The sequence below is a fragment of the Devosia epidermidihirudinis genome (assembly GCF_000971295.1).
Lineage (GTDB): Bacteria > Pseudomonadota > Alphaproteobacteria > Rhizobiales > Devosiaceae > Devosia > Devosia epidermidihirudinis.
The window spans coordinates 1-25,489 of record NZ_LANJ01000004.1 but is presented as its reverse complement, the minus strand read 5'-3'; the positions used below and the strand labels follow the sequence as shown (position 1 = coordinate 25,489).

The 25,489-nt window shown below is 60.7% G+C and carries 16 protein-coding genes; 12 read left to right on the top strand and 4 right to left on the bottom strand.

Annotated elements, in window-relative coordinates; genetic code table 11:
- Positions 1-114: 114 nt before the first annotated feature.
- Together WH87_RS01405 and WH87_RS01400 are read left to right on the top strand one after the other, a co-directional pair.
- Positions 115-1,953, top strand: a complete 1,839-nt coding sequence (locus WH87_RS01405) for an autotransporter assembly complex protein TamA (protein ID WP_245622284.1) — start codon at positions 115-117, stop codon at positions 1,951-1,953.
- On the top strand, positions 1,953-6,296 hold the full coding sequence (locus WH87_RS01400; protein ID WP_052726680.1) for a translocation/assembly module TamB domain-containing protein: 4,344 nt from the start codon (positions 1,953-1,955) through the stop codon (positions 6,294-6,296). Before WH87_RS01405 ends, WH87_RS01400 begins: the two co-directional genes overlap by 1 nt.
- Before the next feature lie 80 nt (positions 6,297-6,376).
- On the opposite strand, the gene WH87_RS01395 is transcribed toward WH87_RS01400, so the two are convergent.
- Genes WH87_RS01395 through WH87_RS01380 form a run of 4 tightly spaced genes read right to left on the bottom strand, consistent with a single transcriptional unit; the run spans position 6,377 to position 12,130 of the window.
- Positions 6,377-8,230: an extracellular solute-binding protein gene (locus tag WH87_RS01395; protein WP_046140900.1), complete on the bottom strand. Its 1,854-nt coding sequence runs from the start codon at positions 8,228-8,230 to the stop codon at positions 6,377-6,379.
- Positions 8,231-8,277: 47 nt separating this feature from the next.
- Positions 8,278-9,897, bottom strand: coding sequence for an ABC transporter ATP-binding protein (locus tag WH87_RS01390; RefSeq protein WP_046140901.1), 1,620 nt, complete (start codon positions 9,895-9,897; stop codon positions 8,278-8,280).
- On the bottom strand, positions 9,894-11,036 hold the full coding sequence (locus WH87_RS01385) for an ABC transporter permease (protein ID WP_046140902.1): 1,143 nt from the start codon (positions 11,034-11,036) through the stop codon (positions 9,894-9,896). Before WH87_RS01385 ends, WH87_RS01390 begins: the two co-directional genes overlap by 4 nt.
- Complete coding sequence (locus WH87_RS01380) at positions 11,033-12,130, bottom strand: microcin C ABC transporter permease YejB (protein WP_046140954.1); 1,098 nt, start codon at positions 12,128-12,130, stop codon at positions 11,033-11,035. The genes WH87_RS01385 and WH87_RS01380 overlap by 4 nt, the downstream gene beginning before the upstream one ends.
- 429 nt (positions 12,131-12,559) lie before the next feature.
- Between WH87_RS01380 and WH87_RS01375 the strand changes: the two genes are divergently transcribed.
- From WH87_RS01375 to lpdA, 10 genes are all read left to right on the top strand, one after another.
- Positions 12,560-12,787: a hypothetical protein gene (locus WH87_RS01375; protein WP_046140903.1), complete on the top strand. Its 228-nt coding sequence runs from the start codon at positions 12,560-12,562 to the stop codon at positions 12,785-12,787.
- A gap of 137 nt (positions 12,788-12,924) precedes the next feature.
- The gene (locus WH87_RS18720) at positions 12,925-13,545 is read left to right on the top strand and encodes an AprI/Inh family metalloprotease inhibitor (protein ID WP_082092429.1); all 621 of its coding nucleotides are present in this window, start codon (positions 12,925-12,927) and stop codon (positions 13,543-13,545) included.
- 165 nt (positions 13,546-13,710) lie between these two features.
- Positions 13,711-14,871, top strand: coding sequence for a cell division protein ZapE (gene zapE, locus WH87_RS01365; RefSeq protein WP_245622283.1), 1,161 nt, complete (start codon positions 13,711-13,713; stop codon positions 14,869-14,871).
- 140 nt (positions 14,872-15,011) lie between these two features.
- Positions 15,012-15,974 (top strand): malate dehydrogenase, encoded by a 963-nt coding sequence (mdh, locus tag WH87_RS01360; RefSeq protein WP_046140904.1) that lies wholly within the window; start codon positions 15,012-15,014, stop codon positions 15,972-15,974.
- A gap of 139 nt (positions 15,975-16,113) precedes the next feature.
- Entirely contained in the window at positions 16,114-17,313 is a 1,200-nt protein-coding gene (sucC, locus tag WH87_RS01355) for an ADP-forming succinate--CoA ligase subunit beta (RefSeq protein WP_046140905.1), read from the top strand.
- Positions 17,314-17,337: 24 nt separating this feature from the next.
- Positions 17,338-18,243 carry a succinate--CoA ligase subunit alpha gene (gene sucD, locus WH87_RS01350; RefSeq protein WP_046140906.1) on the top strand — a complete coding sequence of 302 codons (906 nt, stop codon included), beginning with the start codon at positions 17,338-17,340 and terminating at the stop codon, positions 18,241-18,243.
- A gap of 276 nt (positions 18,244-18,519) precedes the next feature.
- Complete coding sequence (locus WH87_RS01345) at positions 18,520-21,522, top strand: 2-oxoglutarate dehydrogenase E1 component (protein ID WP_046140907.1); 3,003 nt, start codon at positions 18,520-18,522, stop codon at positions 21,520-21,522.
- 12 nt (positions 21,523-21,534) lie between these two features.
- Positions 21,535-22,782, top strand: coding sequence for a 2-oxoglutarate dehydrogenase complex dihydrolipoyllysine-residue succinyltransferase (odhB, locus tag WH87_RS01340; protein ID WP_046140908.1), 1,248 nt, complete (start codon positions 21,535-21,537; stop codon positions 22,780-22,782).
- Between the two features lie 162 nt (positions 22,783-22,944).
- Entirely contained in the window at positions 22,945-23,388 is a 444-nt protein-coding gene (locus WH87_RS01335; RefSeq protein WP_046140909.1) for a hypothetical protein, read from the top strand.
- A 270-nt stretch (positions 23,389-23,658) separates the two neighbouring features.
- Entirely contained in the window at positions 23,659-25,068 is a 1,410-nt protein-coding gene (gene lpdA, locus WH87_RS01330; RefSeq protein ID WP_046140910.1) for a dihydrolipoyl dehydrogenase, read from the top strand.
- Positions 25,069-25,489 lie beyond the last annotated feature (421 nt).

Genomic DNA, 25,489 nt, shown 5'->3' with positions numbered 1-25,489 from the left:
TTTTTGGTTGAAGCGTATCGGGCGGGAATTGGTCCACTGCGTAAAGCGCATTTTGTAACGAGTATTGGCGCTATTTGCGTTGCTGCGGTCGGTTTGGGCCTTGCAGCGGCACCTGTGGCTGCATTCGAATTTTTCGGCATTAAGCTCTTTGAAGATCAGAGCGAAAAAGACGCCGAAGCGGTCATCACTGACCCCCAGAAGTATTCTGTCGATTTTTCCGTTGGCGCCACCGGTGCCATCGAGAACGTAGTGCGCAACGCCTCGGCTTTGCTGGCTGACCAGGGCGAACCTGCATCCGGGGCGGCGGGGCTGCTTGCCAAGGCACGCGGCGATTATCGCCGCATCGTCGCGGCCCTTTACAACGAAGGCTATTACGGTGGCACCGTGAGCATTCGCGTTGGGGGCGCCGAAGCGGCGAATCTGGCGTCAGATGTGAAATTGCCCGATCCGGTCGCCGTGACCATTACTGTGGTCCCGGGGCCGGAGTTCCGTTTCAATCGGGTGACCGTTGTCAATCAGGCTGTCGAGGTTTCCGACCCTGCCGATTATGTCGATCCGCCATCGAAGATCGGTTTTGGCAGCGGTGAAATCGCCAAGTCGAGCGTGATCCTGCGCGCCGAGCAATTGGCCATCGAGGCGTGGCGCCAGCAGGGCTATCCCAAGGCGAGCATCGCCAGCCGCGATGTGGTTGCCGATCACGCGAGCAACACGGTGGATGCCACCATCACAGTTAGCCCAGGCCGCAAGGCCGCGTTTGGCGACGTGACAGTGAGCGGCACGGAAAATATGAACCCCGACTTCGTGCGCCAGCAGACCGGCCTCACTGTTGGCGAGGAATATGATCCGGACGAATTGGCGCTGGCGCAGAAGCGTCTGGACCGCCTCGAAGTGTTCCGCGCGGCACGGCTGGAAGCTGCCGAATCCATCGGTGCCGATGGCCTGTTGCCCTACCAGTTGATCGTACAGGAATTGCCCGGTCGCCGTTTTGGCGTCGGCGCAAACTATTCGACCATCGATGGGCTGGGGCTTGAGGCCTACCACCTGTGGCGGAACCTCTTCGGGCAGGCCGAGCGCTTGCGTCTTGATGCGCGCGTCGCCAGCATTGCCTGGCCGATTGATACCGAGCAGTTCGATTATTTCTTTGGTGGCACCTTCACCAAGCCCGGCATTTTCACGCCGGATACGGATCTCATCGCAGCTGTTTCGGCGGAGCGGACGATCTATCCGACCTATACCGAGACCTCAGCCGAGGCCAAAATTGGTCTGAGCCACGTGTTTTCCGACCAGCTGACCGGCTCAGGCGGTTTTACCTTTGAGCGGAACCGGTTTGATGACGTGTTCGGCACGCGCGACTTCACCACGGCTGGCCTATATTCTGGCCTGATTTACGATGGTCGCGACGACAAGGTGAACGCCACCGAAGGCCTCTACCTGGCGGCGACGATCGACCCGTTCTATGAATTTACCTATGGCAATGCGGGCGTGCAGGCGACGGCCGAAGCGCGCACCTATTTCGGCATGGGCGATGATGACCAGGTTGTGCTTGCGGGGCGCCTCAAGGCGGGGCTGCTGCTGGGTCCTGACCTCGCCGAAATTCCCCCTGATCGGCTGTTCTTTGCTGGCGGTGGTGGCTCGGTGCGCGGCTATGGCTTCAAATCCATCGGCGTTGACGATGGCTCTGGCAACGTCACCGGCGGTCGCTACTTGCTTGAAGGCTCGGTTGAAGCGCGCGTGAAGGTCACTCAGGACATTGGCGTCGTCGGCTTTGTCGATGGCGGTTATGTTGCCGCCGATACGTTCCCCGGCATCGATGACCTGCGCATCGGCGCGGGTCTGGGTGTTCGTTATTACACGGGGCTTGGTCCCCTCCGCGCAGACATCGCCATTCCACTCAACAAAAAAGCTGGCGATCCTGATTACGCGATCTATGTCGGTATAGGGCAGGCATTCTGATGGCTCGATTTCTGACGCTGCCACGGCGCCTTGTGGCGCTTATTCTTGTTCTGGTTGGTCTTGGCCTCGCCGTGCCGGCGGTGATCGTCGCGCAAGATGTCCTGTCCATGGACAATGAGGAACAGAAGGATTGGCTGACCAGCTTCGTGCAGGATCGCCTATCCACGCCAGAGCGCCAGATCCGACTGTCCAATATTGACGGTATTCTAGGCTCGGAAGTCTCGGTGCGGCAGATCACGATTTCCGATGCCGAGGGCGTCTGGTTGCGCGTGAACAATGCGACACTGAACTGGAACCAGGCTGCGTTGTTCCTCGGACGCCTGGAAGTTCGATCGCTCAAGGCGGAATCCATCGACTATCTGCGCAATGCCGTTCCGACGGACAGCGTTGACCTGCCTTCGCCGGAGGCCGGCGGGTTCTCGGTTCCCGAATTGCCGGTGGCAGTTATCCTCGAAGACCTTTCGGTTCCTCGGGTGACGTTTGGCGAGAATGTCTTTGGCCTTGGCTCGGAGATTTCGCTGGCGGGTAACTTCACGCTCGATGGCGGCAATCTGCAGACCAAGCTGGATATCGTGCGTCTGGACGGTCCAGGCGGCACGCTCGATCTTGGCCTCGATTACAAGAAAGCCGATAACAGCATTGATCTCGATCTGTCGCTGGTGGAGCCGGAAAACGGCGTGCTGGCGAACCTGCTGAACATCGAAAACCGCCCGGCCATGACGCTTAACGTCAAGGGTAGCGGTCCGGTCGCGGATCTGCGCACCGATCTGGAGCTGCAGGCTAACCAGCAGACGGCTCTGTCGGGCGTGACGACGATCAAGCAGCAGGCCGATGGCTTTGCAGTGGCGGCCGACTTGCGCGGTCCTTTGGCGATGTTGCTGGCCGAGTCTTATCGACCATTCTTTGGCGCGGACACCTCGCTCTCCGCCAATGCTTTGGTGCGCGCCGATGGCGGTCTGACGATTTCTGGCCTGCGCCTCAAGGGTGGGCAACTGTCGGTTGAGGCATCGGCCGAGACGACATCTGACAATTTCCTCAAGCAGCTACAGCTCAACGCGGTGATCGCCGACCCTGCGGGCGGGGCGGTGACCTTGCCGGTGGCGGGTAGCGCGACGCGTGTGCAGGCGGCGCAGGTCGCGGTCAATTTTGGCGGTTCGTCTGGCACGAACTGGTCTGCCGATGTGAAGGTCAACGGGTTCCAGCAGCCGGGCTTTGCAGCAAATTCGGTGGCGTTCAACATTGGTGGCGTGGCATCGGGGATTGATGACCCTGCCAAGCGCATGGTGACGTTCAACGGCGATGGTACCGTGTCTGGCATTTCGGCGGCGCCGGAGGTCACGGCGGCGCTGGGCGACAGCATTGGCATCGGCATTGCAGGGCTGTGGAATGCTGGCCAGCCGGTGCAGTTGGCGCAGCTGCGCGTGGCGGGTGGAAGCCTTGTCGCCGAGCTCAAGGGTATTCTTGATGGCCTTGATTTCAATGGCGATATTGCCGTCCAGACCAGCAGCATTGCCCCTTTTTCGGGCGTAGCTGGACGTGACCTCGGTGGTGCGCTGAGCCTTAAGGCGAGCGGCGATATCATGCCGCTGAGCGGCGGTTTCAACCTGACGCTGGATGGATCGGGTACGAACCTGTCCATCGATGATGAGGTTGCTGACCGTCTGCTGACTGGCGCGGTGTCGCTCTCGGGTCGGGTGGCGCGCGATGAGACGGGGCTCACGGCGGACAAGTTCCGTCTCGCCAATAACCAGCTGCAAATCCTGGCGGATGGTACTTATTCCAATGCCCTGGCCGATTTCACCTTCAATTTGGATCTCAGTGATCTGGCGCTTCTGTCGGACGATGCGAGCGGTGCGCTCAAGGTTGTCGGTACGGCTAAGGGTGCTGAAAACGTTATCGATTTGGGCCTGGATGCAAAGGTTGCGGCGGGCACTTTGTCGGGTCGGACCTTGCGGGATGCGTCGGTGCGGTTCGATGGGCAGTACAATGTCGATCAGCTGAACGGCACAATCAGCGGCGCTGCGGCGCTGGATGGTTTCCGGACCACACTGGCGGCTAATGTTGGCGTCAATCCGACGGCTCAGACACTGTCCAATGTGGATTTTCAGGCGGCGGGGACGCGACTTATGGGTGGTCTCGTGCGTCAGGTGGCCAGCGGGCTGATCGACGGTAACCTGTCTCTGGTGTCGCCCGATGTGTCGGTTGCGGCGGCTTTGGCGCTGGTTGAGGCCAAGGGTTCGGTGAATGCCGAAGTGTCACTCGCAGGCCAAAATGGTCAACAGACTGCTAGCATCCGCGGTGACGTTCGCTCGCTTGTCGTCAATGACATCAAGGTTGCCTCCGCTGACATCAACGCGACTGCATCTGACCTGTTTGGCGTGCCCGTCATAAATGGCGCCGCCAATGCGAACGGCGTAGTTGCCGCTGGGGTTGAAGTCAAAACGCTGACCGCCAAAGCCAACCAGAGCGGCACGACGACGTCGTTCGACGCACAGGCGACTTTGACCAATGGGACCAACCTCGATGTGGCTGGCTCGCTGACCCCAATCGACGGCGGCTACCGCCTGGCGATGGACCGTGCGCAGCTGCAGCAGGGCCAGTTGTCGGCAAAGCTTGCACAGCCGACGGTGCTGCAGGTTGCGGGCTCCAATGTGGCGCTCGACTCTGTGCGGTTTGATGTTGGCTCGGGCCGCATCACCGCGACGGGCTCGGCTGGCGACACGCTCAACATCAATCTCGACATCAGCGCGTTGCCGCTGTCGATTGCCAATGCCATTGCGCCCGATCTCGGTCTCGCCGGCACACTCAATGGCCGCGCTACCATCTCTGGTAGCAGCAGCGATCCGCAGGTGAGCTTTGATGCGCGGGCCGAAGGGATCAATGCAGCGGCAATCAGCGAGTTCGGCATTGCGCCGCTGTCGCTGGCAGCCAATGGCAGCTTCCGCAAGAATACGGTGACGCTGGCCTCGCTCTCGGCCAATGGCAATGGCGGGTTGACGGTCAAGGGCTCCGGCACGGTGCCGCTCAGCGGTTCGGGCCTCAATGTCAGCCTGACCGGTTCGGCGCCTCTGGCACTGGGCAATCAGTTTGTTGCTGATCGTGGTGGCCAGTTGAGCGGCGTGGCGCAGATCAATGCGCAGGTAACCGGCAGCATCGAGAATCCGCAGTTTGGTGGACGCGTGTCGACCAGTGGCTCGGGCTACACCGATCCGGAACTCAATCTGCGGCTCGAGGGCATTGCCGGTGCGGCGACGCTCAATGGCACGAACCTCGTTATCGATAGTCTCAACGCCAATCTGTCGACGGGTGGCTCGGTGGCTACGTCCGGGACGATCGGGCTGAGCGGTGGCCTGCCTGCCAACGTTAAGGTAGCGCTGAATTCTGCGCGCTACGCCGATGGCAATTTGTTTGTGGCGACGGTGTCGGGCAATCTGGCGCTGACGGGTAATCTCACCGGCAATCCCCTGTTGTCCGGTCAGGTGACGGTCGAAAAGGCCGATATCACTGTGCCCGATGGTCTGGGGGCGGCGGCGACCATGGTGGATGTGCGCCATCGCAATACACCTGCTGCAGTCACCCAGACTTTGGTGCGGGCGCAGGTCGACAAGGCGAGTGGCGCGCCCATTCCGCAGTCGCGTCCGACGGGCGTGGTGTTGGATGTGACCGTCAATGCGCCAAACCAGATCTTCATTCGCGGCCGTGGCCTCGACGTGGAAATGGGTGGCTCGGTGCGGCTGACTGGTCCGCTCAGCGATATCCAGCCGGTTGGCGGGTTCGATCTCAATCGCGGTCGTCTAGCAATTCTGGGTCAACGCGTCACGTTCGATACCGGTACAGTGACGCTGGTGGGTGATCTCGATCCGGTGCTCAACCTTGTTGCGCGCACGGAAGGCGAGGGGATCACGGTGTTTGTGACGGTGTCGGGCCGTGCATCCGATATCGCGGTGGATTTCACCTCGACCCCGGTCTTGCCGCAGGATGAAGTGTTGAGCCGGCTGATCTTTAATCGCTCGATGGGCGAGCTGTCGCCGATCCAGCTGGCCAAGCTGGCAAGCGCGGCTGCCGAACTGGTGGGTGCTGGTGGCAATGGCTCGCTGATGGACAGCTTGCGTGGTGCGGCGGGCCTTGACGACCTTGACGTGGTCACGGACGACGACGGCAACGTTGCGGTTCAGGCGGGCGCCTATCTGCAAGATAACATCTATCTGGGCGTGCAGGCCGGTGCGAACGGGCAGAGCAAGGTGACCATCAACCTCGACGTGACCAATGACCTTAAGGTCACGGGCGCCGCCGGACAGGACGGGAATTCCAGCCTCGGCGTGTTCTACGAGCGGGATTACTAAAGCTAGCTGACTGCCTTGAATGCCGAGTGCCAGAAAAGCTTAGGGGCGCATGTTGATCAACATGCGCCCCTTGTTTTTGCCTACTGGTTGGCGCCGCCGGTCTTGGCGGCCTTCTCGGCATCCCACCACCAGATGGTGGGGAATGCTGACGAATATTCCGGCAAGGTTTCGGGGCGGCTGAACCGGTCCCAGCGGGCCGTGCGCGAATTCCGCAGGGTATAGCCGGGAACCACATAGTGATGGCTGAGCAGAACACGATCCAGCGCTGCGGAGATCGCCAGCTGGGTGTCGCGATCCTTCGCCAGAACCAGCTGGTCGATCAGCGCATCGACGCCGGGGTCCTTGATGCCTGCATAGTTTTGAGATCCCTCCTCATCGGCGGCTTTGGAACCGAAGAAGAACCGTTGCTCATTGCCGGGTGAGTTCGACTGCACCCAGCTGGTGTAAATGACGTCATAGTCAAAGCTACGGATGCGGTTGATGTATTGCGGAGAGTCCACCATCCGAATGGTCGCGAGAACGCCGATCTGGTTGAGGTTGGTGACCAGGTTCTGGAACATGGGTTCGAGAGATGGTTGGTTGCTAAGGATTTCTATCGTCAGCTGCTTGCCATCGGGGCCAACGAGCTGGGTGCCGTTGAGCGTGTAGCCAGCCTCATTGAAAAGGCCAAGCGCGGTGCGGAGATTGCCGCGCAGCTTGCTGGCGTCGCCGCTCACAGGATTGGCGTAGGGCTCGGTGAACACTGATGCGGGCACCAGATCCTTGACCGATTGCAGGACCTCGAGCTCCTTGCCTTCCGGCAGGCCCTTCGACTGGAAAGGCAGGCCGTAAAAGTAGCTGTTGACGCGCTCATATTGTCCGAAGAACAGCGTCTGATTGAGCGCCTCGAAGTCAAAAGCATAGTTGAGGGCTTCGCGGACACGTTGGTCCTGAAACTTGGCCTCGCGTAGGTTGGGGATGAAACCAACCATCTGGCCATTGCCGTTATAGTCCTCTGGGAACAGCTCAAGGACCACGCGCTTCTGCTGCACAGCCGGGAAGTCGAACGCAGTGGCCCAGCGGCGAGCGCTGTACTCGCTCCACCAATCAAACTGGTCGCCCTTGAAGGCTTCGAAGCGCACGGTTTCGTCGAGGAACGATTCAACGCGATACTGGTCGAAATTGTCCGTGCCGACCTGGGTGGGCTGCTGTGCGCCCCAGTAGTCCTTGACGCGGGTGTAAGTGATGGAGCGACCGGCGTCGAAGCTTGAGAGTTCATAAGGACCCGAGCCCAAAGGCGGCTCAAGAGTCGATTTGGTCACGTCGCGCACATTGCCCTTGGCGTCTGTGCCTTCCCACCAATGCTGAGGCAGAACGATCAACTGGCCGAGGATCAACGGGAGTTCGCGATTGCCGGTCTGATCGAAGGTGAAGGTGACTTCGCCCGGAGCGGTCACTTCAGCCTTGGCGATGTTGGAGTAATACTGCGCGCGGTCGGGATTGACCTCGATGAGCTTGTTGAAAGTCCAGACCACGTCCTCGGCGGTCACCGGTTCGCCGTCGTTCCAGTGGGCCTTGGGGTCGATGCGGAAGGTGACCGCGCCATAATCGGGGGCCACCTTAAGGCTTTCTGCCAGCAAGCCGTAATAGGTGCCCTGCTCGTCAAGCGATGGCGTCATCAGTGTTTCGTACAATAGGCCGATGCCGCTTGCTGGCTGTCCCTTTGGAAGAATGGGATTGAACGTATCAAATCCACCCATGGAGCTCATACGCACCGTGCCACCCTTGGGGGCATCGACATTGACGTAGTCAAAGTGGGTGAAGCCCTCTGGGTATTTCGGTTCGCCCTCCATGTTGAAGGCATGGGTCCAGACGCCAGGCTTGGTCTGGGCGAGAGCGGGGCTGGCGGCACCGAGCAGGACAAGTCCGGCAGCGAGGAGGGGCATGAACTTCATCGGACGGCTCCGAGATTGAGGGGCTATGACAAGACTAGGCTGAAACTTCAGCCGGTGATAGGGGCGGGTGGATCGGCGTGGGCGACGGCGACATCGAAGGCCGCAGCCATCAGCGCCCTGGTGTAATCGGTCTGTGGGGCCGCAAAGATTTCGGCGGCGCCACCCTGTTCGACGATCTGGCCATTGCGCATGACGATGAGCTGATTGGCGAGGGCGCGGACAACTTTGAGATCGTGGCTGATGAACAAGTAGGTGAGGCCGCGTCGTTGCTGAATGTCGCGCAGCAGATCGACAACCTGTGCCTGAATGGAGACGTCGAGCGCCGAGGTCGGCTCGTCGAGCACGACCAGCTTGGGCTCAAGCACCATGGCGCGGGCAATGGCAATGCGCTGGCGCTGGCCGCCGGAAAACTCGTGCGGGTAGCGGAAGCGGGTTTCGGGCGCGAGGCCAACTTCTTCCAGTGCCTTGACCACTTTGGCGTCGCGCTCGGCAGCGGTGAGACGTGGCGCATGGACCGAGAGGCCCTCGCCGATGATCTGATCGACAGAGAGACGCGGGCTGAGGGAGCCGAAAGGGTCCTGGAAGACGATTTGTAAATCGGCGCGGAGCGGGCGCATGGCCCTCCACGAGCGCGATTGCAGCTCATTGCCAAGCACGACAATGCGCCCCTTGGACGGGATGAGCCGGAGGAGGGCATAGCCGAGGGTGGATTTGCCCGAGCCGCTTTCTCCGACCACGCCCAGCGTCTCGCCCTGGCGGATGGAGAGGCTGACGCCATCGACGGCGCGGATGTAACCCGTCGTGCGGCGCATCAGGCCGCGCTTGATGGGGAACCAGACCTTGAGGTCGGCGACGTCGACAATGGTGGGCGCGGTGGGATCGGTCGTGGGAGGGGTGCCGCGCGGTTCGGCGGCGAGCAGGTGCTTGGTGTAGGCGTGTTGCGGGTTGGCAAAGAGCGGTGCGACTGGGCCGGTTTCGACGATCTCGCCATTGGTCATGACGCAGACGCGATCGGCGATCCGTTTGACGATGCCCAAGTCGTGAGTAATGAACAGCATGGCCATGCCGAGGCGTTGTTGCAGGTCCTTGAGCAGGGCGAGGATTTGCGCCTGAACGGTGACGTCGAGGGCGGTGGTGGGTTCGTCCGCAATCAGCAGGTCGGGCTCATTGGCGAGGGCCATGGCGATCATGACGCGCTGGCGCTGGCCGCCCGAGAGCTGATGGGGGAAGGAGGCGAGGCGGCTGGCCGGATCGGGGATGCCGACGGCGTCGAGCAGTTCCAGCGTGCGCTTGCGCGCGGCGTTGGTACGCAGGCCCTGATGAACGGCAAGGACCTCGCCGATCTGCCGCTCGACGGTGTGGACTGGATTGAGCGAGCTCATCGGCTCCTGAAAGATCATCGAAATGTCATTGCCGCGCACGGCACGCAGCTCGGCAGGGCCGGCGCTGACGAGGTCTTGGCCCTTGAACAGGATTTGGCCAGAGAGCTTGGCGCTGGCGGGCAGGAGCTTCAGGACGGACAGGGCGGTGACCGACTTGCCGGAGCCGCTTTCGCCGACAAGGGCGACAGTTTCGCCGGGGGCGATATCGAAAGATATCTGGCGCGTAGCCTGATGCGCACCGAAGGCGATCGTGAGATCGCGGACCGAAAGCAGGGGCGCGGTCATGCCAGGGTCTTTCGGGGATCAAAGGCATCGCGCACGGCTTCGCCGACAAAGACCAGCAGGGTCATCATGATGGCGATGGTGAAAAAGCCGGTGAGTCCGAGCCAGGGCGCCTGAAGGTTGTTCTTGCCCTGCGCCAGCAGTTCGCCAAGCGAGGGCGAGCCGGGTGGCAGACCGAAGCCGAGCAGATCGAGCGAGGTCAGGGTGACGACCGAGCCGGAGAGGATGAAGGGCACGAAGGTGAGCGTTGCCACCATGGCGTTGGGCAGCAGGTGCCGCCACATGATCTTGGCGTTGGAGACGCCCAGCGCGCGGGCGGCGGCGATATATTCGAAGTTGCGGCCGCGCAGGAATTCGGCGCGCACAATGCCGACCAATGAAACCCAGGAGAAGAGTAGCAGGATGCCCAATAGCACCCAGAAGCTGGGCGCGATGACGCTGGAAATGATGAGCAGCAGATAGAGCGCCGGGATCGAGGTCCAGATTTCGATGAAGCGTTGGGCGATGAGGTCGACCCAGCCGCCGAAATAGCCCTGCGTGGCGCCAGCGGCGACGCCGATGATGGACGACAGGATGGTTAGCGTCAGGCCGAACAGCACCGAGATGCGGAAGCCATAGGCGAGGCGGGCGATGACGTCGCGGCCGCGATCATCGGTGCCCAGCCAATGGAAGTTGCCCCAATGGCAGTTGGGGTCGGCCGACTGCAGCGGATAGCGGGCGCAGTTCTCATCGCGCGTCATGGTCCAGCTGGGGGCGACGGCGCCGGAATGGGGCAGGAAGCCATCGACGGTCTGATAGTTAAACCGGATCGGCGGCCAGATGGCCCAGCCGTTGGCGTCGATTTCTTCGGCGATGAAGTCATCGCGATAATTGGTGATGGCGAGGAAGCCGCCGAACTTGGACTCCGGGTAATCGATCAGCGCGGGAACCAGCAGCTCGCCCTTGTAGGAGACAAGGATGGGGCGGTCATTGGCGATGAACTCGGAGCCAAGCGTCAGGATGAAGACCGCCAGGAAAATCCACAGGGACCAGTAGCCACGCCGGTTGTTGCGGAAATTGGCGAGGCGACGCCGGTTGAGCGGGGAGAGGAAGCGGTTGCGCGGGGCCTCGATGGCTGCGGCTTGAGCCGCGATTTCACTCATACTTCGCGGCTCTCAAAATCGATGCGCGGATCCACCCACATATAGGCCAGGTCGGACACCAGCGCGATGATGAGGCCGAGCAGGCTAAAGATGTAGAGCGTGGCAAAGACCACCGGGTAGTCGCGATTGGCGACGGACTGGAAGCCGAGCAGGCCCAGGCCATCGAGCGAGAAGATGGTTTCGATGAGCAGCGAGCCTCCGAAGAAGGCGCCGATGAAGGCGCCAGGGAAGCTGGCGATGATCAGCATCATGGCATTGCGGAAGACGTGGCCATAGAGCACCTGATGCTCGGTCAGGCCCTTGGCGCGGGCGGTGGTGACGTATTGCTTACCGATTTCGTCCATGAACGAGTTCTTGGTCAGCAGCGTCGTGGTGGCGAAGGCACCGAGGCCCATGGCGATAATGGGCAGCACCAGATGCCAGAAATAATCGATGATCTGCCGCCACCACGGGAAGGTTTCAAAGCCCGGTGAGGTGAGCCCCCGCAGCGGAAAGATCGACATGAAGCTGCCGCCGGCAAACAGGATGATCAGCATGATGGCGATGAGGAAGCCGGGAATGGCATAGCCAACGATGATGACGGTGGAGGTCCACACATCAAACCGGCTGCCGTCCGAAATCGCCTTGCGAATGCCGAGCGGGATGGAGACGCCATAGGCGATCAGCGTCATCCACAGGCCCAGCGAGATCGAAACCGGCATCTTCTCCTTGATCAGATCGATCACCGAGATGTCGCGGTAGTAGCTGTCGCCGAAATCAAAGCGCAGATAATTCCACAGCATCATGCCGAAACGTTCGAGCGGCGGCTTGTCGAAGCCGAACTGCTTTTCGATGCGGGAGACGAGTTCGGGCGGCAGGCCCTGGGAGCCGCGATATCCTGTGGTGTTGCCGGCTTGATTGGGCTGGCCAATCAGATCGCCGCCGCCACCGCCGGTAATGCGCTCGGCCATGTCGACATTCTGGCCGGAAATATTGGCAAGGGCCTGCTCGACAGGACCGCCGGGAGCGAACTGGGTGATGAGGAAAGAAATGGCCATGATGCCGAACACCGTCGGGATCATCAGCAGCAGGCGGCGAATGATATAGGCGCCCATTCCATCCTCAGGCAGGTCGTTGCTCAACGAAGCTAAGCGCGCAGTGGCACTGACCGGCAAATCACCAAGCGGTGAAACGGCTTAGGTGAGTGCAACACTTTGATGAAGGCTTGGCAAGCCGGGAAGGGCGGTGGACCGGCTTCATCGTGAAAAGCCATTCTACGAAGGTCTGCCGGAGTAGAAACGAGGCCCTATTGCGGGGTTGGCGCCCGAGTGCCGCGACCTCGTGGTTCGACAGGCTCACCATGAGGTCTCTGGGGGGAGGCGCTTGTTGAGGTCGGGTCAGTGAAGAGCCTCGGGTCAGGCCCGAGGGTGACGCTTTGTGGGTGGGAGAGGCGAGCGCGACGAGAGCGGAGCGGTCGTTGACGGGATTTTTTCTTGCGTCGCGGCGTGCGGCTGTAGAGGATTGTGCCAACAAAGGAGTGAGCAATGGGCTATCAGATCATCGCGCAGGTTGAGAATCCGTCCATCGCGCGTGTGCTGGTTGTCGCGCTTAAGGCACACGGATTTCACCCGCTCGAGGGTGGGGATGGTGGCCTGCCCGGCGTGCCAAATCTGTTCGGGCCCAAGGGTGTTCCAGTGCAGGTGCCACAAGAAGAAGCTGAAGATGCAACTCTGTTGGCGCGAGAGTTGTTAAGTGAAATGGAAGGCTCTTGAAGTGTCGGCCCGTATTATGGCCACATTGATTCCTGCTTGCTGACTCTGCGGGAGCGGCTGTTGTGTGCAGTGCAGGCTTTGGCTATAAGCCAGCCAAACTGTTAATGTGTATTAAGCCTTAGGGCAGGAGCGAACCAATGATGGCTTGGAAGCGCGGATCGCTTTCCGTTGCTGGACTTACGGGGCTGGCTTTGCTGGTATCAGCATGTCAGTCGACCGGTTCAAATACGGCAAATCTCAACACTATCGGCGCACCTGCGCAGTTGCAGCCCGTGCAGTCCTCGACCGTTCAGCAGGGTACCCTGCCAGCGATCGGCGCGACGGGCACCCCGGCGCCAGGCCTTTCCGGCCAGCCCGTGCTGGGTGGCATTCAGGCACAGCCTGTCTACACCCCCGGCGCCACGCAGATCGCCAGCGCCAATCCAGGCGGCTCCATTGTCTCGCTCGATCCACTGGCCCAGCCTGCGGCTGGCGGTGGCATGAGCTCGGGTCCTGAGGGTGTCTGGAACGTGGCAGCGGGCGCGGCGACGTGCCGTCTCAACCTGCCCATGACCACCAAGACCGGTACTACCTATTACCGCGCATCGGCTCCGGGCTGTGCTGTTCCATCGCTGGCTTCGGTCACCGGCTGGCAGCAGGTCGGCAGCCAGCTGCAGCTTTATGATGATAACGGCAATATCGCGGCTTTCCTTGCGCCAAGCGCAGGCCGCTATATCGGCACCATGGGTGGCGGTCAGGCCATCTCGATGTCGCGCTAAGTTTTCGGTGAAGCCGGTCTGCAAAGGCCGGCTTTCTCGCTTATTTGGACACGTCCATTCGTCAGTAGCCCTCATGGTGAGCCTGTCGAACCACGCGGGCGTGCCACACCGACCTGCCACGACCTCGTCCTTCGACACGCTCAGGATGAGGTCTACTGAGAAGATGTGCGTCCGTTGAACTCCCTGTTTTCTGCCAGCTCCGTCACCTCTGGTCCTGTTTCCTCGGCCTATGCCGCTCTGGTCGCGCGTGGAGCGCTGACAGCAGATCCAGCGCAGCGGGATGCGGCTAGGCTGCTCGATGATGTGCTGGTGGGGCTCGAGGCGGAGAAGCCCAAGGGGTTGCTGGGCAAGCTTTTCGAAAAGCCGCAGGCGGTCAAAGGGCTGTACCTTCATGGCGAGGTTGGTCGGGGCAAGACCATGCTGATGGACCTGTTCTTTGCGGCGGTGCCGTTCAAGGAAAAGCGGCGTGTCCACTTCCATGAGTTCATGGACGAAATTCATGCGGGGATGGCGGCGTTTCGCAAGACCGCCAAGGGCAAGGATGCCGACCCCGTGGAGGCCGTGGTCAAGCCAATGCTGCGCTCGGGGCTGCGGCTGCTGTGCCTTGATGAATTCCATGTGCACGACATCACCAATGCCATGCTGCTCTATCGGCTGTTCGACAAGCTGTTTGCGCGTGGGGTGACGCTGGTGGCGACGTCTAACGTGGTGCCCGATGATCTCTACAAGGATGGGTTGAACCGGCAATTGTTCCTGCCGTTCATCGACCTGCTGAAAAGCCAGGTGACGGTGGCGTCGCTGATGGCGCAGCAGGACTATCGCCGCATGAAGTTCTCTGGTCAGCAGGTCTATGCCTTTGGCAGTGGTCCCGAGGTGCGAGCTGAGATGGATAGGTTGTGGCTGCGGATTACCGGCGGCGAGGCCGGCGTGCCCGGTGTCGTGGAGAGCATCGGTCGCTCCATCCCGGTGCCGCTGCAGGCGATGGGCGCCGCGCGTTTTGGCTTTGGTGATCTCTGCGAGAAACCACTGGGTTCACGCGATTTTGTTCGCATCGCGCACCACTTCGACTCCGTCGTGATCGACGGCGTGCCGCAGATGGATCGCAGCAAATCTGATGCCGCCAAGCGCTTCATCCTGCTGATCGACAATCTCTATGATCGGGGCGTCAAACTGGCCGCGAGTTTCGCCGTCCCGCTGGAACAATTGGGGTTGGACGACAAGACCGCGTTCGAGTTCCAGCGGACAGTGTCGCGGTTGATCGAAATGCAGTCGGAAGAATACCTCGCCAAGGGGCTGCGCGACGCGCATATTGAGACAGTTGCGTAATATCTTCCTTGCCCATCCGGCACTCCCCCTTCGCCCATGAGCAAGGGCCAAAACAGGGTTTAGACGAACGGTTCACTTGCCCCTCCGGACCGACAGGGTTAAGAGGTGCGCCAATTCAACGCAGTCGGGGAAGACAGCTTATGGCGCGCAAGAAGATTGCTCTTATTGGGTCGGGACAGATCGGGGGCACTCTGGCCCATCTGGCGGCGCTGAAGGACCTGGGCGACATCGTCCTGTTCGATATCGTCGATGGCGTGCCACAGGGCAAGGCTCTGGACATTTCCCAGTCGGCTCCGGTCGAAGGCTATGACGCCAAGATCACTGGCACCTCCAAGTACGAAGACCTCAAGGATGCCGACGTGGTGATCGTCACCGCTGGCGTGCCACGCAAGCCCGGCATGAGCCGCGACGACCTGCTCGAAATCAACCTCAAGGTGATGGAGCAGGTTGGCGCAGGTATCGCCAAGTACGCGCCAAAGGCCTTCGTCATCTGCATCACCAACCCGCTCGACGCGATGGTGTGGGCGCTGCAGAAGTTCTCCGGCCTGCCAACCAATCAGGTTATCGGTATGGCTGGCGTGCTCGACAGCTCGCGCTTTGTTCACTTCATCGCTGACGAACTCAACGTTTCGGTCGAAGACATCAATGCCTTCGTGCTGGGCGGCCATGGCGACACTATGGTGCCACTGGCTCGCTACTCGACCGTTGCCGGCATTCCGCTGACCGACATCGTCAAGATGGGTTGGATGAGCAAGGAACGCCTGGAAGAGATCATCCAGCGCACCCGTGATGGCGGCGCCGAGATCGTTGGCCTGCTCAAGACCGGTTCGGCCTTCTACGCCCCAGCTACCTCGGCAATCGCGATGGCCGAAAGCTATCTCAAGGACAAGAAGCGCGTGCTGCCAGCCGCGGCATACCTTGATGGCCAATATGGCGTTAAGGGCACCTATGTTGGCGTGCCTGTGGTGATTGGTGCCGGTGGTGCCGAAAAAGTCATCGAGATTTCATTGAACTCTGCTGAACAGAAGGCGTTCGACAAATCTGTCGGCGCCGTCGAGGGGCTGATCGAGGCGTGCAAGAAGATCGCGCCAAAGCTTGCCTAACCAACGCAGTGCCATCCCCGCGAAAGCGGGGATCGCCCTATCTGGGGCACTGTAGTGAGATTTCCGCTGCGGCGGGAATGATGCGGTGGGAGCAGGGCTCCGTGACTGCGCGAGATTTTACCCATCCAAGGGGACTAAAATGAACATCCATGAACACCAGGCAAAAGAGCTGCTGAAGTCCTACGGCGCACCGGTTGCTGCCGGCGTCGCGATCTTCTCGGCTGACGAGGCTGAAGCCGCTGCAAAGTCGCTGCCAGGCCCACTCTATGTGGTCAAGAGCCAGATCCACGCCGGTGGGCGCGGCAAGGGCAAGTTCAAGGAACTCGGTCCTGATGCCAAGGGCGGCGTGCGCCTGGCCAAGACCATTGATGACGTTGTTGCCTTCTCCAAGGAGATGCTGGGCAACACGCTGGTGACCAAGCAGACCGGCGACGCCGGCAAGCAGGTCAACCGCCTCTATATCGAAGACGGCGCAGACATCGCGCGCGAGCTCTACACCTCGCTGCTGGTCGATCGTGGCACCGGCCGCGTTTCCTTCGTGGTTTCCACCGAAGGCGGCATGGACATTGAAGCCGTTGCCGAGCACACCCCGGAAAAGATCATCACCGTCGATATCGATCCGACCGCTGGCGTGACCGATGCTGACGTCGCCAAGATCGTTTCAGCGCTGGAACTCGACGGCGACGCCAAGGTCGACGCCGCCAAGCTGTTCCCGATCCTCTACAAGGCCTTCACCGACACCGACATGAGCCTGTTGGAAGTGAACCCGCTGATCGTCATGACCGATGGTCACCTGCGCGTTCTCGACGCCAAGGTCTCCTTCGACAACAACGCGGCGTTCCGTCACGAAGAGCTCAAGGCCCTGCGCGACCTCTCCGAAGAAGACGCCAAGGAAATCGAAGCCTCCAAGTTCGACCTCGCCTACGTTGCCCTCGACGGCAATATCGGCTGCATGGTCAACGGCGCGGGCCTGGCCATGTCCACCATGGACATCATCAAGCTCTATGGCGCTGAGCCAGCAAACTTCCTCGACGTTGGTGGCGGTGCCTCCAAGGAGAAGGTGACGGCTGCGTTCAAGATCATCACCGCCGATCCGGCTGTGAAGGGCATTCTGGTCAACATCTTTGGCGGCATCATGCGGTGCGACGTCATCGCCGAAGGCGTGATCGCTGCGGTGAAGGAAGTTGGCCTGGAAGTGCCACTGGTGGTTCGCCTCGAAGGCACCAATGTCAAGGAAGGCAAGGCGATCCTGGATCAGTCCGGCCTCAACGTCATCTCCGCTGACGACCTCGACGATGCTGCCCAGAAGATCGTCGCCGCCGTCAAGTCCGCTGCCTAACGCCCGCTAAGAGAGACCAAACCAATGTCGATTCTCGTCAATAAAGACACCAAGGTTCTCGTCCAGGGCCTGACCGGCAAGACCGGTACGTTCCACACCGAACAGGCGCTGGCCTATTACGGCACCAAGATGGTGGGCGGCGTGAACCCCAAGAAGGCCGGTGAGACCTGGTCTTCGGGCGTGGATGGCACCCAGCTGCCCGTGTTCGCTTCGGTTGCCGAAGGCAAGGAGCGCACCGGCGCCAATGCGTCGGTGATCTATGTGCCACCTCCAGGCGCAGCTGCCGCCATCGAAGAAGCCATCGATGCAGAAATCCCGCTGATCGTGTGCATCACCGAAGGCGTTCCCGTGCTCGACATGGTGCGCGTCAAGGCAAAGCTGGCTGGCTCCAAGTCGCGCCTGATCGGGCCAAACTGCCCGGGCGTGCTGACCCCAGAAGAATGCAAGATCGGCATCATGCCCGGTTCTATCTTCTCGAAGGGCTCCGTCGGCATTGTTTCGCGCTCCGGCACGCTTACCTATGAGGCAGTGTTCCAGACGACCAATGAAGGCCTCGGCCAGACGACCGCCGTCGGTATCGGTGGTGATCCGGTCAAGGGCACCGAGTTCATCGATATGCTCGAGATGTTCCTGGCTGACGAAGCGACCAAGTCGATCATCATGATCGGCGAAATCGGCGGTTCGGCTGAAGAAGATGCGGCCCAATTCCTGATCGACGAAGCCAAGCGCGGCCGCAAGAAGCCAATGGCTGGCTTCATCGCTGGCCTGACTGCGCCTGCTGGTCGCACCATGGGTCATGCTGGTGCCGTAATTTCGGGCGGTAAGGGTGGCGCTGAAGACAAGATCGCCGCGATGGAAGCCGCTGGCATCCGCGTGTCGAAGTCGCCGGCCCGTATCGGTCGTACGCTTGCTGAAGTCCTCAAGGGCTAAAGTGCAGAATTTCTGATCGCCCGGCCATCGGTACATCTGGTGGCCGGGCGATCAACAAGACGATTTCCATCCCGTGACTGACCTGGGGTGGAATGGAGGATGAAAACATCTGGTCGGTAACAGAACTGTTCGTCACGACGCTGCTCAGGGGTCGTTCATTTAACAGGATACTAAGGATAAGCGGTCAGTATCCGATCGAAAATTAAGGACCGCGTTGGGCCGGCTTGCCGGTTCGTTGAGAAGGATGGCGGGGCGCGGGCCTCGCGACAAAAAGCGATGACACGACAGGAAAAGAACGACACGTTCTTGCTGACCTCGTTCCTCTATGGTGGGAACGCCGACTACATCGAACAACTCTATTCTCGCTTCAAGAGCGATCCGAATAGCGTCGACGGCACGTGGGCTAGCTTCTTTAGCAAGCTGGACGACGCCGACGGCGTGGCGCAGAAGAGCGCCGACGGCCCGAGCTGGAGCCGTAAGGACTGGCCACAGTCCGCAACCAGCGAATTGGTGAGCGCGCTCGACGGAAACTGGGGCGAAGTCGCTGCCAAGACCGAAAAGGCCGTCGCCAAGAAGGCCGAGGCCATGGGCGTGGCGCAGACCAGCGTTGCTGACGTGCTGCAGGCCACCCGAGACTCCATCCGCGCCATCATGATGATCCGTGCATACCGTATGCGTGGGCATCTGCATGCCGATCTCGATCCGCTCAAAATGATGGCCGAAGAGCCAGCGCCAGAGCTGGATCCGGCGAGCTACGGCTTCACCGAAGCCGATTACGGCCGCAAGATTTTCATCGACAACTATCTGGGTCTTGAATACGCGACCCTGCCAGAAATGCTGGCGATCCTGCAGCGCACTTATTGCGGCACTGTCGGCATCGAGTTCATGCACATCTCTGATCCTGAAGCCAAGCAGTGGATTCAGGAACGCATCGAAGGCCCAGACAAGGAAATCACCTTCACTGCCGAAGGCAAGAAGGCGATCCTCTCCAAGCTGATCGAGGCCGAAGGCTTCGAGAAGTTCATCGATGTGAAGTACACCGGCACCAAGCGCTTCGGCCTTGATGGCGGCGAAGCGACGATCCCGGCGCTTGAACAGATCATCAAGCGCGGCGGTGCCCTTGGCATCAAGGATATCGTGCTGGGTATGGCCCACCGCGGTCGCCTCAACGTGCTGACGCAGGTGATGCAGAAGCCACATCGCGCCCTGTTCCATGAGTTCAAGGGCGGAGCTTTTTATCCTGACGACGTCGAAGGTTCGGGCGACGTGAAGTACCATCTGGGTGCTTCTTCGGACCGCGAATTTGACGGCAAGAAGGTCCACCTGTCGCTGACGGCAAACCCATCGCACCTCGAGATCGTCGATCCGGTGGTGCTTGGAAAGTCACGCGCCAAGCAGGATCAGCACATTTCGCCAGACGGCAAGTTGGTCAATATCGAGGTTGAGGGTAAGCCCGACCGTTCCATGGTGCTGCCGCTGTTGATCCATGGCGATGCTGCGTTTGCTGGCCAGGGCGTGATCGCTGAGTGCCTGGGTCTTTCTGGCCTTAAGGGGCACCGCACAGGCGGTTCGATCCACTTCGTGATCAACAACCAGATCGGCTTCACCACGAGTCCGATGTATTCGCGTTCGTCGCCCTATCCGACTGACGTCGCCAAGATGATCGAAGCCCCGGTGTTCCATGTGAACGGTGACGATCCTGAAGCTGTCGTCTTCGTCGCGAAGGTGGCTGTCGAGTATCGCCAGAAGTTTGGCAAACCTGTCGTCATCGACATGTTCTGCTATCGCCGCTTCGGTCACAACGAAGGCGACGAGCCAAGCTTCACCCAGCCGCTGATGTATTCCAAGATCCGCGCGCACAAATCGACGCTCGAGATCTACTCGGACAAGCTGGTGGCCGAAGGGCTGCTGACGAGTGCCGAAGTCGATCAGATGAAGGCCGATTGGCGCGCCAAGCTCGAAAAGGAATTCGAGGCAGGCCAAGATTATCGTCCGAACAAGGCCGACTGGCTTGACGGCGCGTGGAAGGACTTCCGCCCAGCCGATCAGGAAGGTCCACGTCGTGGCGATACCGGCGTCGATATGGCGCGTCTCGCCAAGATCGGCACCGATCTGACGCGCATTCCTGAAGGCTTCAACGTCCACAAGACGGTCAAGCGCTTCATGGATAACCGTCTGTCTGCGATCGAGGCTGGCGAAGGCATTGACTGGGCGACAGCCGAAGCACTGGCGTTTGGGACGCTGGTGACGGACGGTCATCCCGTGCGCCTGAGCGGTCAGGATTGCGAACGCGGCACGTTCAGCCAGCGCCATTCGGTGCTGAATGATCAGCTCGTGGACAACAAGAGCTATACCCCACTCAACAATCTCGACCCTGATCAGAGCCGCTACGAAGTCATCAACTCGATGCTTTCGGAAGAGGCTGTGCTGGGCTTTGAATACGGCTACTCACTGGCAGAGCCAAAGGCGCTGACCATATGGGAAGCCCAGTTCGGTGACTTCGTGAACGGTGCGCAGGTCGTCATCGACCAGTTCATCTCTTCGGGTGAGCGCAAGTGGTTCCGCATGTCGGGTCTGGTGATGCTGCTGCCGCATGGCTATGAAGGGCAGGGCCCGGAGCACTCCTCCGCACGTCCAGAGCGCTTCCTGCAGCTGTGCGCGGAAGACAATATGCAGGTTGCCAACTGCACGACCCCGGCCAACTACTTCCACATCCTGCGCCGTCAGGTGAACCGCGACTTCCGCAAGCCGCTGATCCTGATGACGCCCAAGAGCCTGCTGCGTCACAAGCGTGCAGTCTCCGGGTTGGTGGAGCTGGGGCCAGACAGCGTCTTCCATCGCCTCCTGTGGGACGATGCCGAGGCGCCCGGACTGCCAAAGACCACCATTAACCTGGTGCCTGACGAGCGGATCCGTCGCGTCGTGCTGTGCACGGGCAAGGTCTACTATGATCTGCTGGAAGATCGCGAGAAGAAGGGCATCGACGATGTCTATCTGCTCCGTATCGAGCAGCTCTATCCGTTCCCAGCCAAGGCGCTGCTGGACGAATTGAGCCGCTTCCAGAATGCCGAGATCATCTGGTGTCAGGAAGAACCCAAGAATATGGGTGCCTGGGCCTTCATTCAGCCATATGTTGAATGGGTATTCGACCAGATGGGCCGCACCGGTCAGCGCGTGCGCTACACCGGTCGTCCGGCTTCTGCTTCCACTGCTACGGGTCTGATGCGGACCCATCTCGCCCAACTGCAGGCCTTCCTCGACGAAGCCCTCGGTAGCTAAAAGGACAAAACAATGTCGACTGAAATCCGCGTCCCCACTCTTGGCGAAAGCGTGACCGAGGCCACTATTGGCCAGTGGTTCAAGAAGGTTGGCGACAGCGTCGCTGCCGACGAGCCTATCGTGGAGCTGGAAACCGACAAGGTGACCATCGAAGTGCCAGCGCCTGCTGCTGGCGTGCTTGAAGCCATTGCTGCCCAGCCGGGTGAGACGGTGGACGTCGGCGCGCTGCTGGGTGCTATCGGTGGGGCAGGGGCGGTTGTTACGCCCAAGCCTGCCGAAGCGCCTAAGCCAGCCGCTGCACCAGCCGCCCCTGCGGCTGCCGCTGCGCCAGCACCGGTCGCGACGGATCGTGCTCCTGCGCCATCCGCGCAGAAGATCATTGCCGAGAACGGTTTGGCTGCTGCTGACATTGCCGGTTCGGGCAAGGCTGGCCAGGTGCTCAAGGAAGACGTGATCGCTGCGATCAACAAGTCGGCTGCTGCACCAGCGCCTGCTGTTGCCGCCGCGCCGGCTCCAAAGGCACCTGCTGCACCGCGTGCGCCAACCAGCGCCGACGATGCTGGTCGCGAAGAGCGGGTCAAGATGACCCGTCTGCGCCAGACCATCGCCCGCCGCCTCAAGGACGCACAGAATACCGCTGCCATGCTGACCACCTTTAACGAGGTGGACATGAAGCCAGTGATGGACCTGCGCGCGTCTTACAAGGACCTGTTCGAGAAGAAGCACGGCGTCAAGCTTGGCTTCATGGGCTTTTTCACCAAGGCCGTGGTTCACGCGCTCAAGGAAATCCCATCGATCAATGCCGAAATCGACGGCGATGAGCTGATCTACAAGCAGTATGCCCACATTGGCGTGGCTGTTGGTACCGACAAGGGCCTTGTGGTTCCTGTGGTGCGCGACGCCGATCAGATGAGCATTGCCGAGATCGAAAAGTCGATCAATGGCCTCGGTAAGAAGGCCCGTGACGGTCAGCTGTCGATGGCCGACATGCAGGGCGGCACCTTCACCATTTCCAATGGTGGTGTTTATGGCTCGCTGATGTCGACGCCGATCCTGAATGCACCGCAGTCGGGCATTCTGGGCATGCACAAGATCCAGGAGCGTCCAGTCGCCATCGGCGGTCAGGTCGTCATCCGTCCGATGATGTATCTGGCCCTGAGCTATGACCATCGCATCGTTGACGGCAAGGAAGCCGTGACCTTCCTCGTGCGCATTAAGGAAAGCCTCGAAGCGCCAGAACGTCTGGTGCTCGATCTCTAAGCCTGTCCACTCTGTGGATAGCGAGGAAAGGCCCGCTTCGGCGGGCCTTTTTGTTGTCACGAATCCGTGGCTGGGACAGCTGCTAAGGATTTGGTAACGGGTCGAGCCCCTTTAAGTGACGTGCGATGGCCACGGGCAAGGCCAGGAATTTGGAGCTACTTGTTGAAGTACAAGATCGTCGCTGTTTTGCTGTGTCTTGGGCTGGCCCCTGCGGCCGCGCAGGAAGAATCCAATCCCAAGCTGGTCAGTGAATTGATGGCCTTTCATGGCTCCAAGGCCATCGTGTCGGCGATGACGACCCATTGCTACGAGAACACCGGGCTCGACCCCGCCTACAAGACCGCCAACGACAACTGGTACCTGCGCAATATCGGCTTTCTTGACCTTGCTGACCGAGTGATCCTGCGGCTGGGCGGCGGTGCCGAGGGCGAGAAACAGGCCGCCGAAACCTATGGCGGTACGCAGATCATGAGCGCCTATAACCAGGCCAGTGACAAGGGCGCCTTCTGCCGCTCGTTCCTTGAGCAGATCGACAATGGTGCGCTCGATATCGACAAGCAATTGCCCTCGGTGTTGAGCCAGGCGCAGGCTATCGCGGCGCAGTAAGCCCGCGCGCCTCTCCAGGGTGTGCCGAAGTGCAGTGGCGTTGCGTTCTAGCCGTGGGGCCAAGAGTTCGGTAAAGAGAATCTCGCGCTTGAGCATCATGCTTTTTGCGTGCTTTGCGCTGGTCCCGGTTTTCTGTACGAAACCCAGCGTGAGACAAGGAATTTTCCAGCTCGGGCGGTGGCTTAATCGCGCCACTGTCACTACATTCACCCTACTGGCTGCACGCGACGCGATCGGGCAGCAACACTGAACAAATTCGGGGCTTCCATCATGGCAGACGTGTTCGATCTCACCATTATCGGCTCGGGTCCGGGCGGCTATGTCGCGGCGATCCGCGCATCCCAGCTCGGCCTCAAGGTGGCCGTGGTCGAGAAGTGGCCCACGTTCGGCGGCACATGCCTCAATATCGGCTGCATCCCCTCCAAGGCACTGCTGCATGCTTCTGAAATGTTCGAGGAAGCCGGTCATCAGTTCAAGCAGCTGGGTATCGACATTCCAACGCCCGTGCTGAACCTGCCGCAGATGATGAACCACAAGACCGATACGGTCGCGGCCAATGTTGGCGGCGTGGATTATCTGTTCAAGAAGAACAAGATCACCTCGTTCCGTGGCATCGGCACCATCGCTGCCCCTGGCAAGGTGCGCGTGACGCCGCAGAGCGGCCCGACCGTCGAGATCGAGACCAAGAACATCGTCATCGCGACCGGTTCGGTTTCGGCCAATCTGCCGGGCATCGAGATCGACGAGAAGACCATCGTCACTTCGACCGGCGCGCTGTCGCTGGACAAGGTTCCCAACAAGCTGGTGGTGATCGGTGCTGGCGTGATCGGGCTCGAGCTCGGTTCAGTCTGGGCGCGTCTTGGCGCGCAGGTCACCGTGGTTGAGTATCTCGACCGCATCCTGCCCGGCATGGATAGCGAAGTTGCCCGCCAGTTCCAGCGCATGCTGCAAAAGCAGGGCATCGAGTTCAAGCTGGCCAGCAAGGTTGCGGGCATCGACAAGCAGGAAAACGGTGCGCTCAAGGTGCGCGTTGAAGCTGCACAGGGCGGCGCGGGCGAAGTGCTGGACGCGGACGTGGCGCTGGTCGCCATCGGCCGCAAGCCCTTCACCGAAGGGCTGGGCCTCGACATTGTCGGCGTGGCACTGGACGAGCGCGGCCGCGTGCGTGTCGATGGTCAGTACAAGACCTCGGTTGATGGCGTCTATGCCATCGGCGACGTGATCGCTGGCCCAATGCTCGCCCACAAGGCTGAGGACGAGGGCATTGCCGTCGCCGAAATCCTGGGCGGTCAGGCTGGCCATGTGAACTACGCCGCGATCCCTGCCGTGGTTTACACCAATCCCGAAATTGCATCGGTCGGCAAGACCGAGGACGAGCTCAAGGCCGAAGGCATCGAGTACAAGATCGGCAAGTTCCCCTTCACCGCCAATGGCCGCGCCAAGGCGATGCTGGCGACCCAGGGCTTTGTGAAGATCCTGGCCGACGTTAATACCGACCGCGTGCTGGGTGCGCATATCGTTGGCAAGAATGCCGGCGAGATGATCCATGAGCTGGTCGTGCTGATGGAATTCTCCGGCGCCGCCGAAGACCTGGCGCGCTCGACACACGCCCACCCGACGCTGTCGGAAGCCGTGCGCGAAGCAGCGCTGTCGCTGGGCGATGGTGCGATCCACATCTAAGCTCGATTGCATCGGACACATTGAAGCGCCGCCGGCTCACGCTGGCGGTGTTTTTATTTGCGGCAATCGCGAGACCTTGGTCTCGATTGGGTAGTGGAATGGTGAAACCAAGGCCTCGCCATCGCGTCGGGTTTTTTCGTACCCGCATCGAGCGGTCACCCTTTCAGGCTGGGTGTAACCCCGGACCGGTGGTCAGCAGCCGTACGCGAGCCTGGGCGACCCCGTGCTCCCCGACATTCCCCAAACTCATCACTCGTCATGACCGCGCATGGTGAGGGGATGGGTGGAGTATGCGGGATGGTGCGGTGGGGGAGGATAAGGGGGATAGGCTGGTCGCAGTCGTCTCCCTCCCCCTTGTGGGGAGGGAGACGACTGCGACCAGCCTATCCCCCTTATCCTCCCCCACCGCACCATCCCGCAT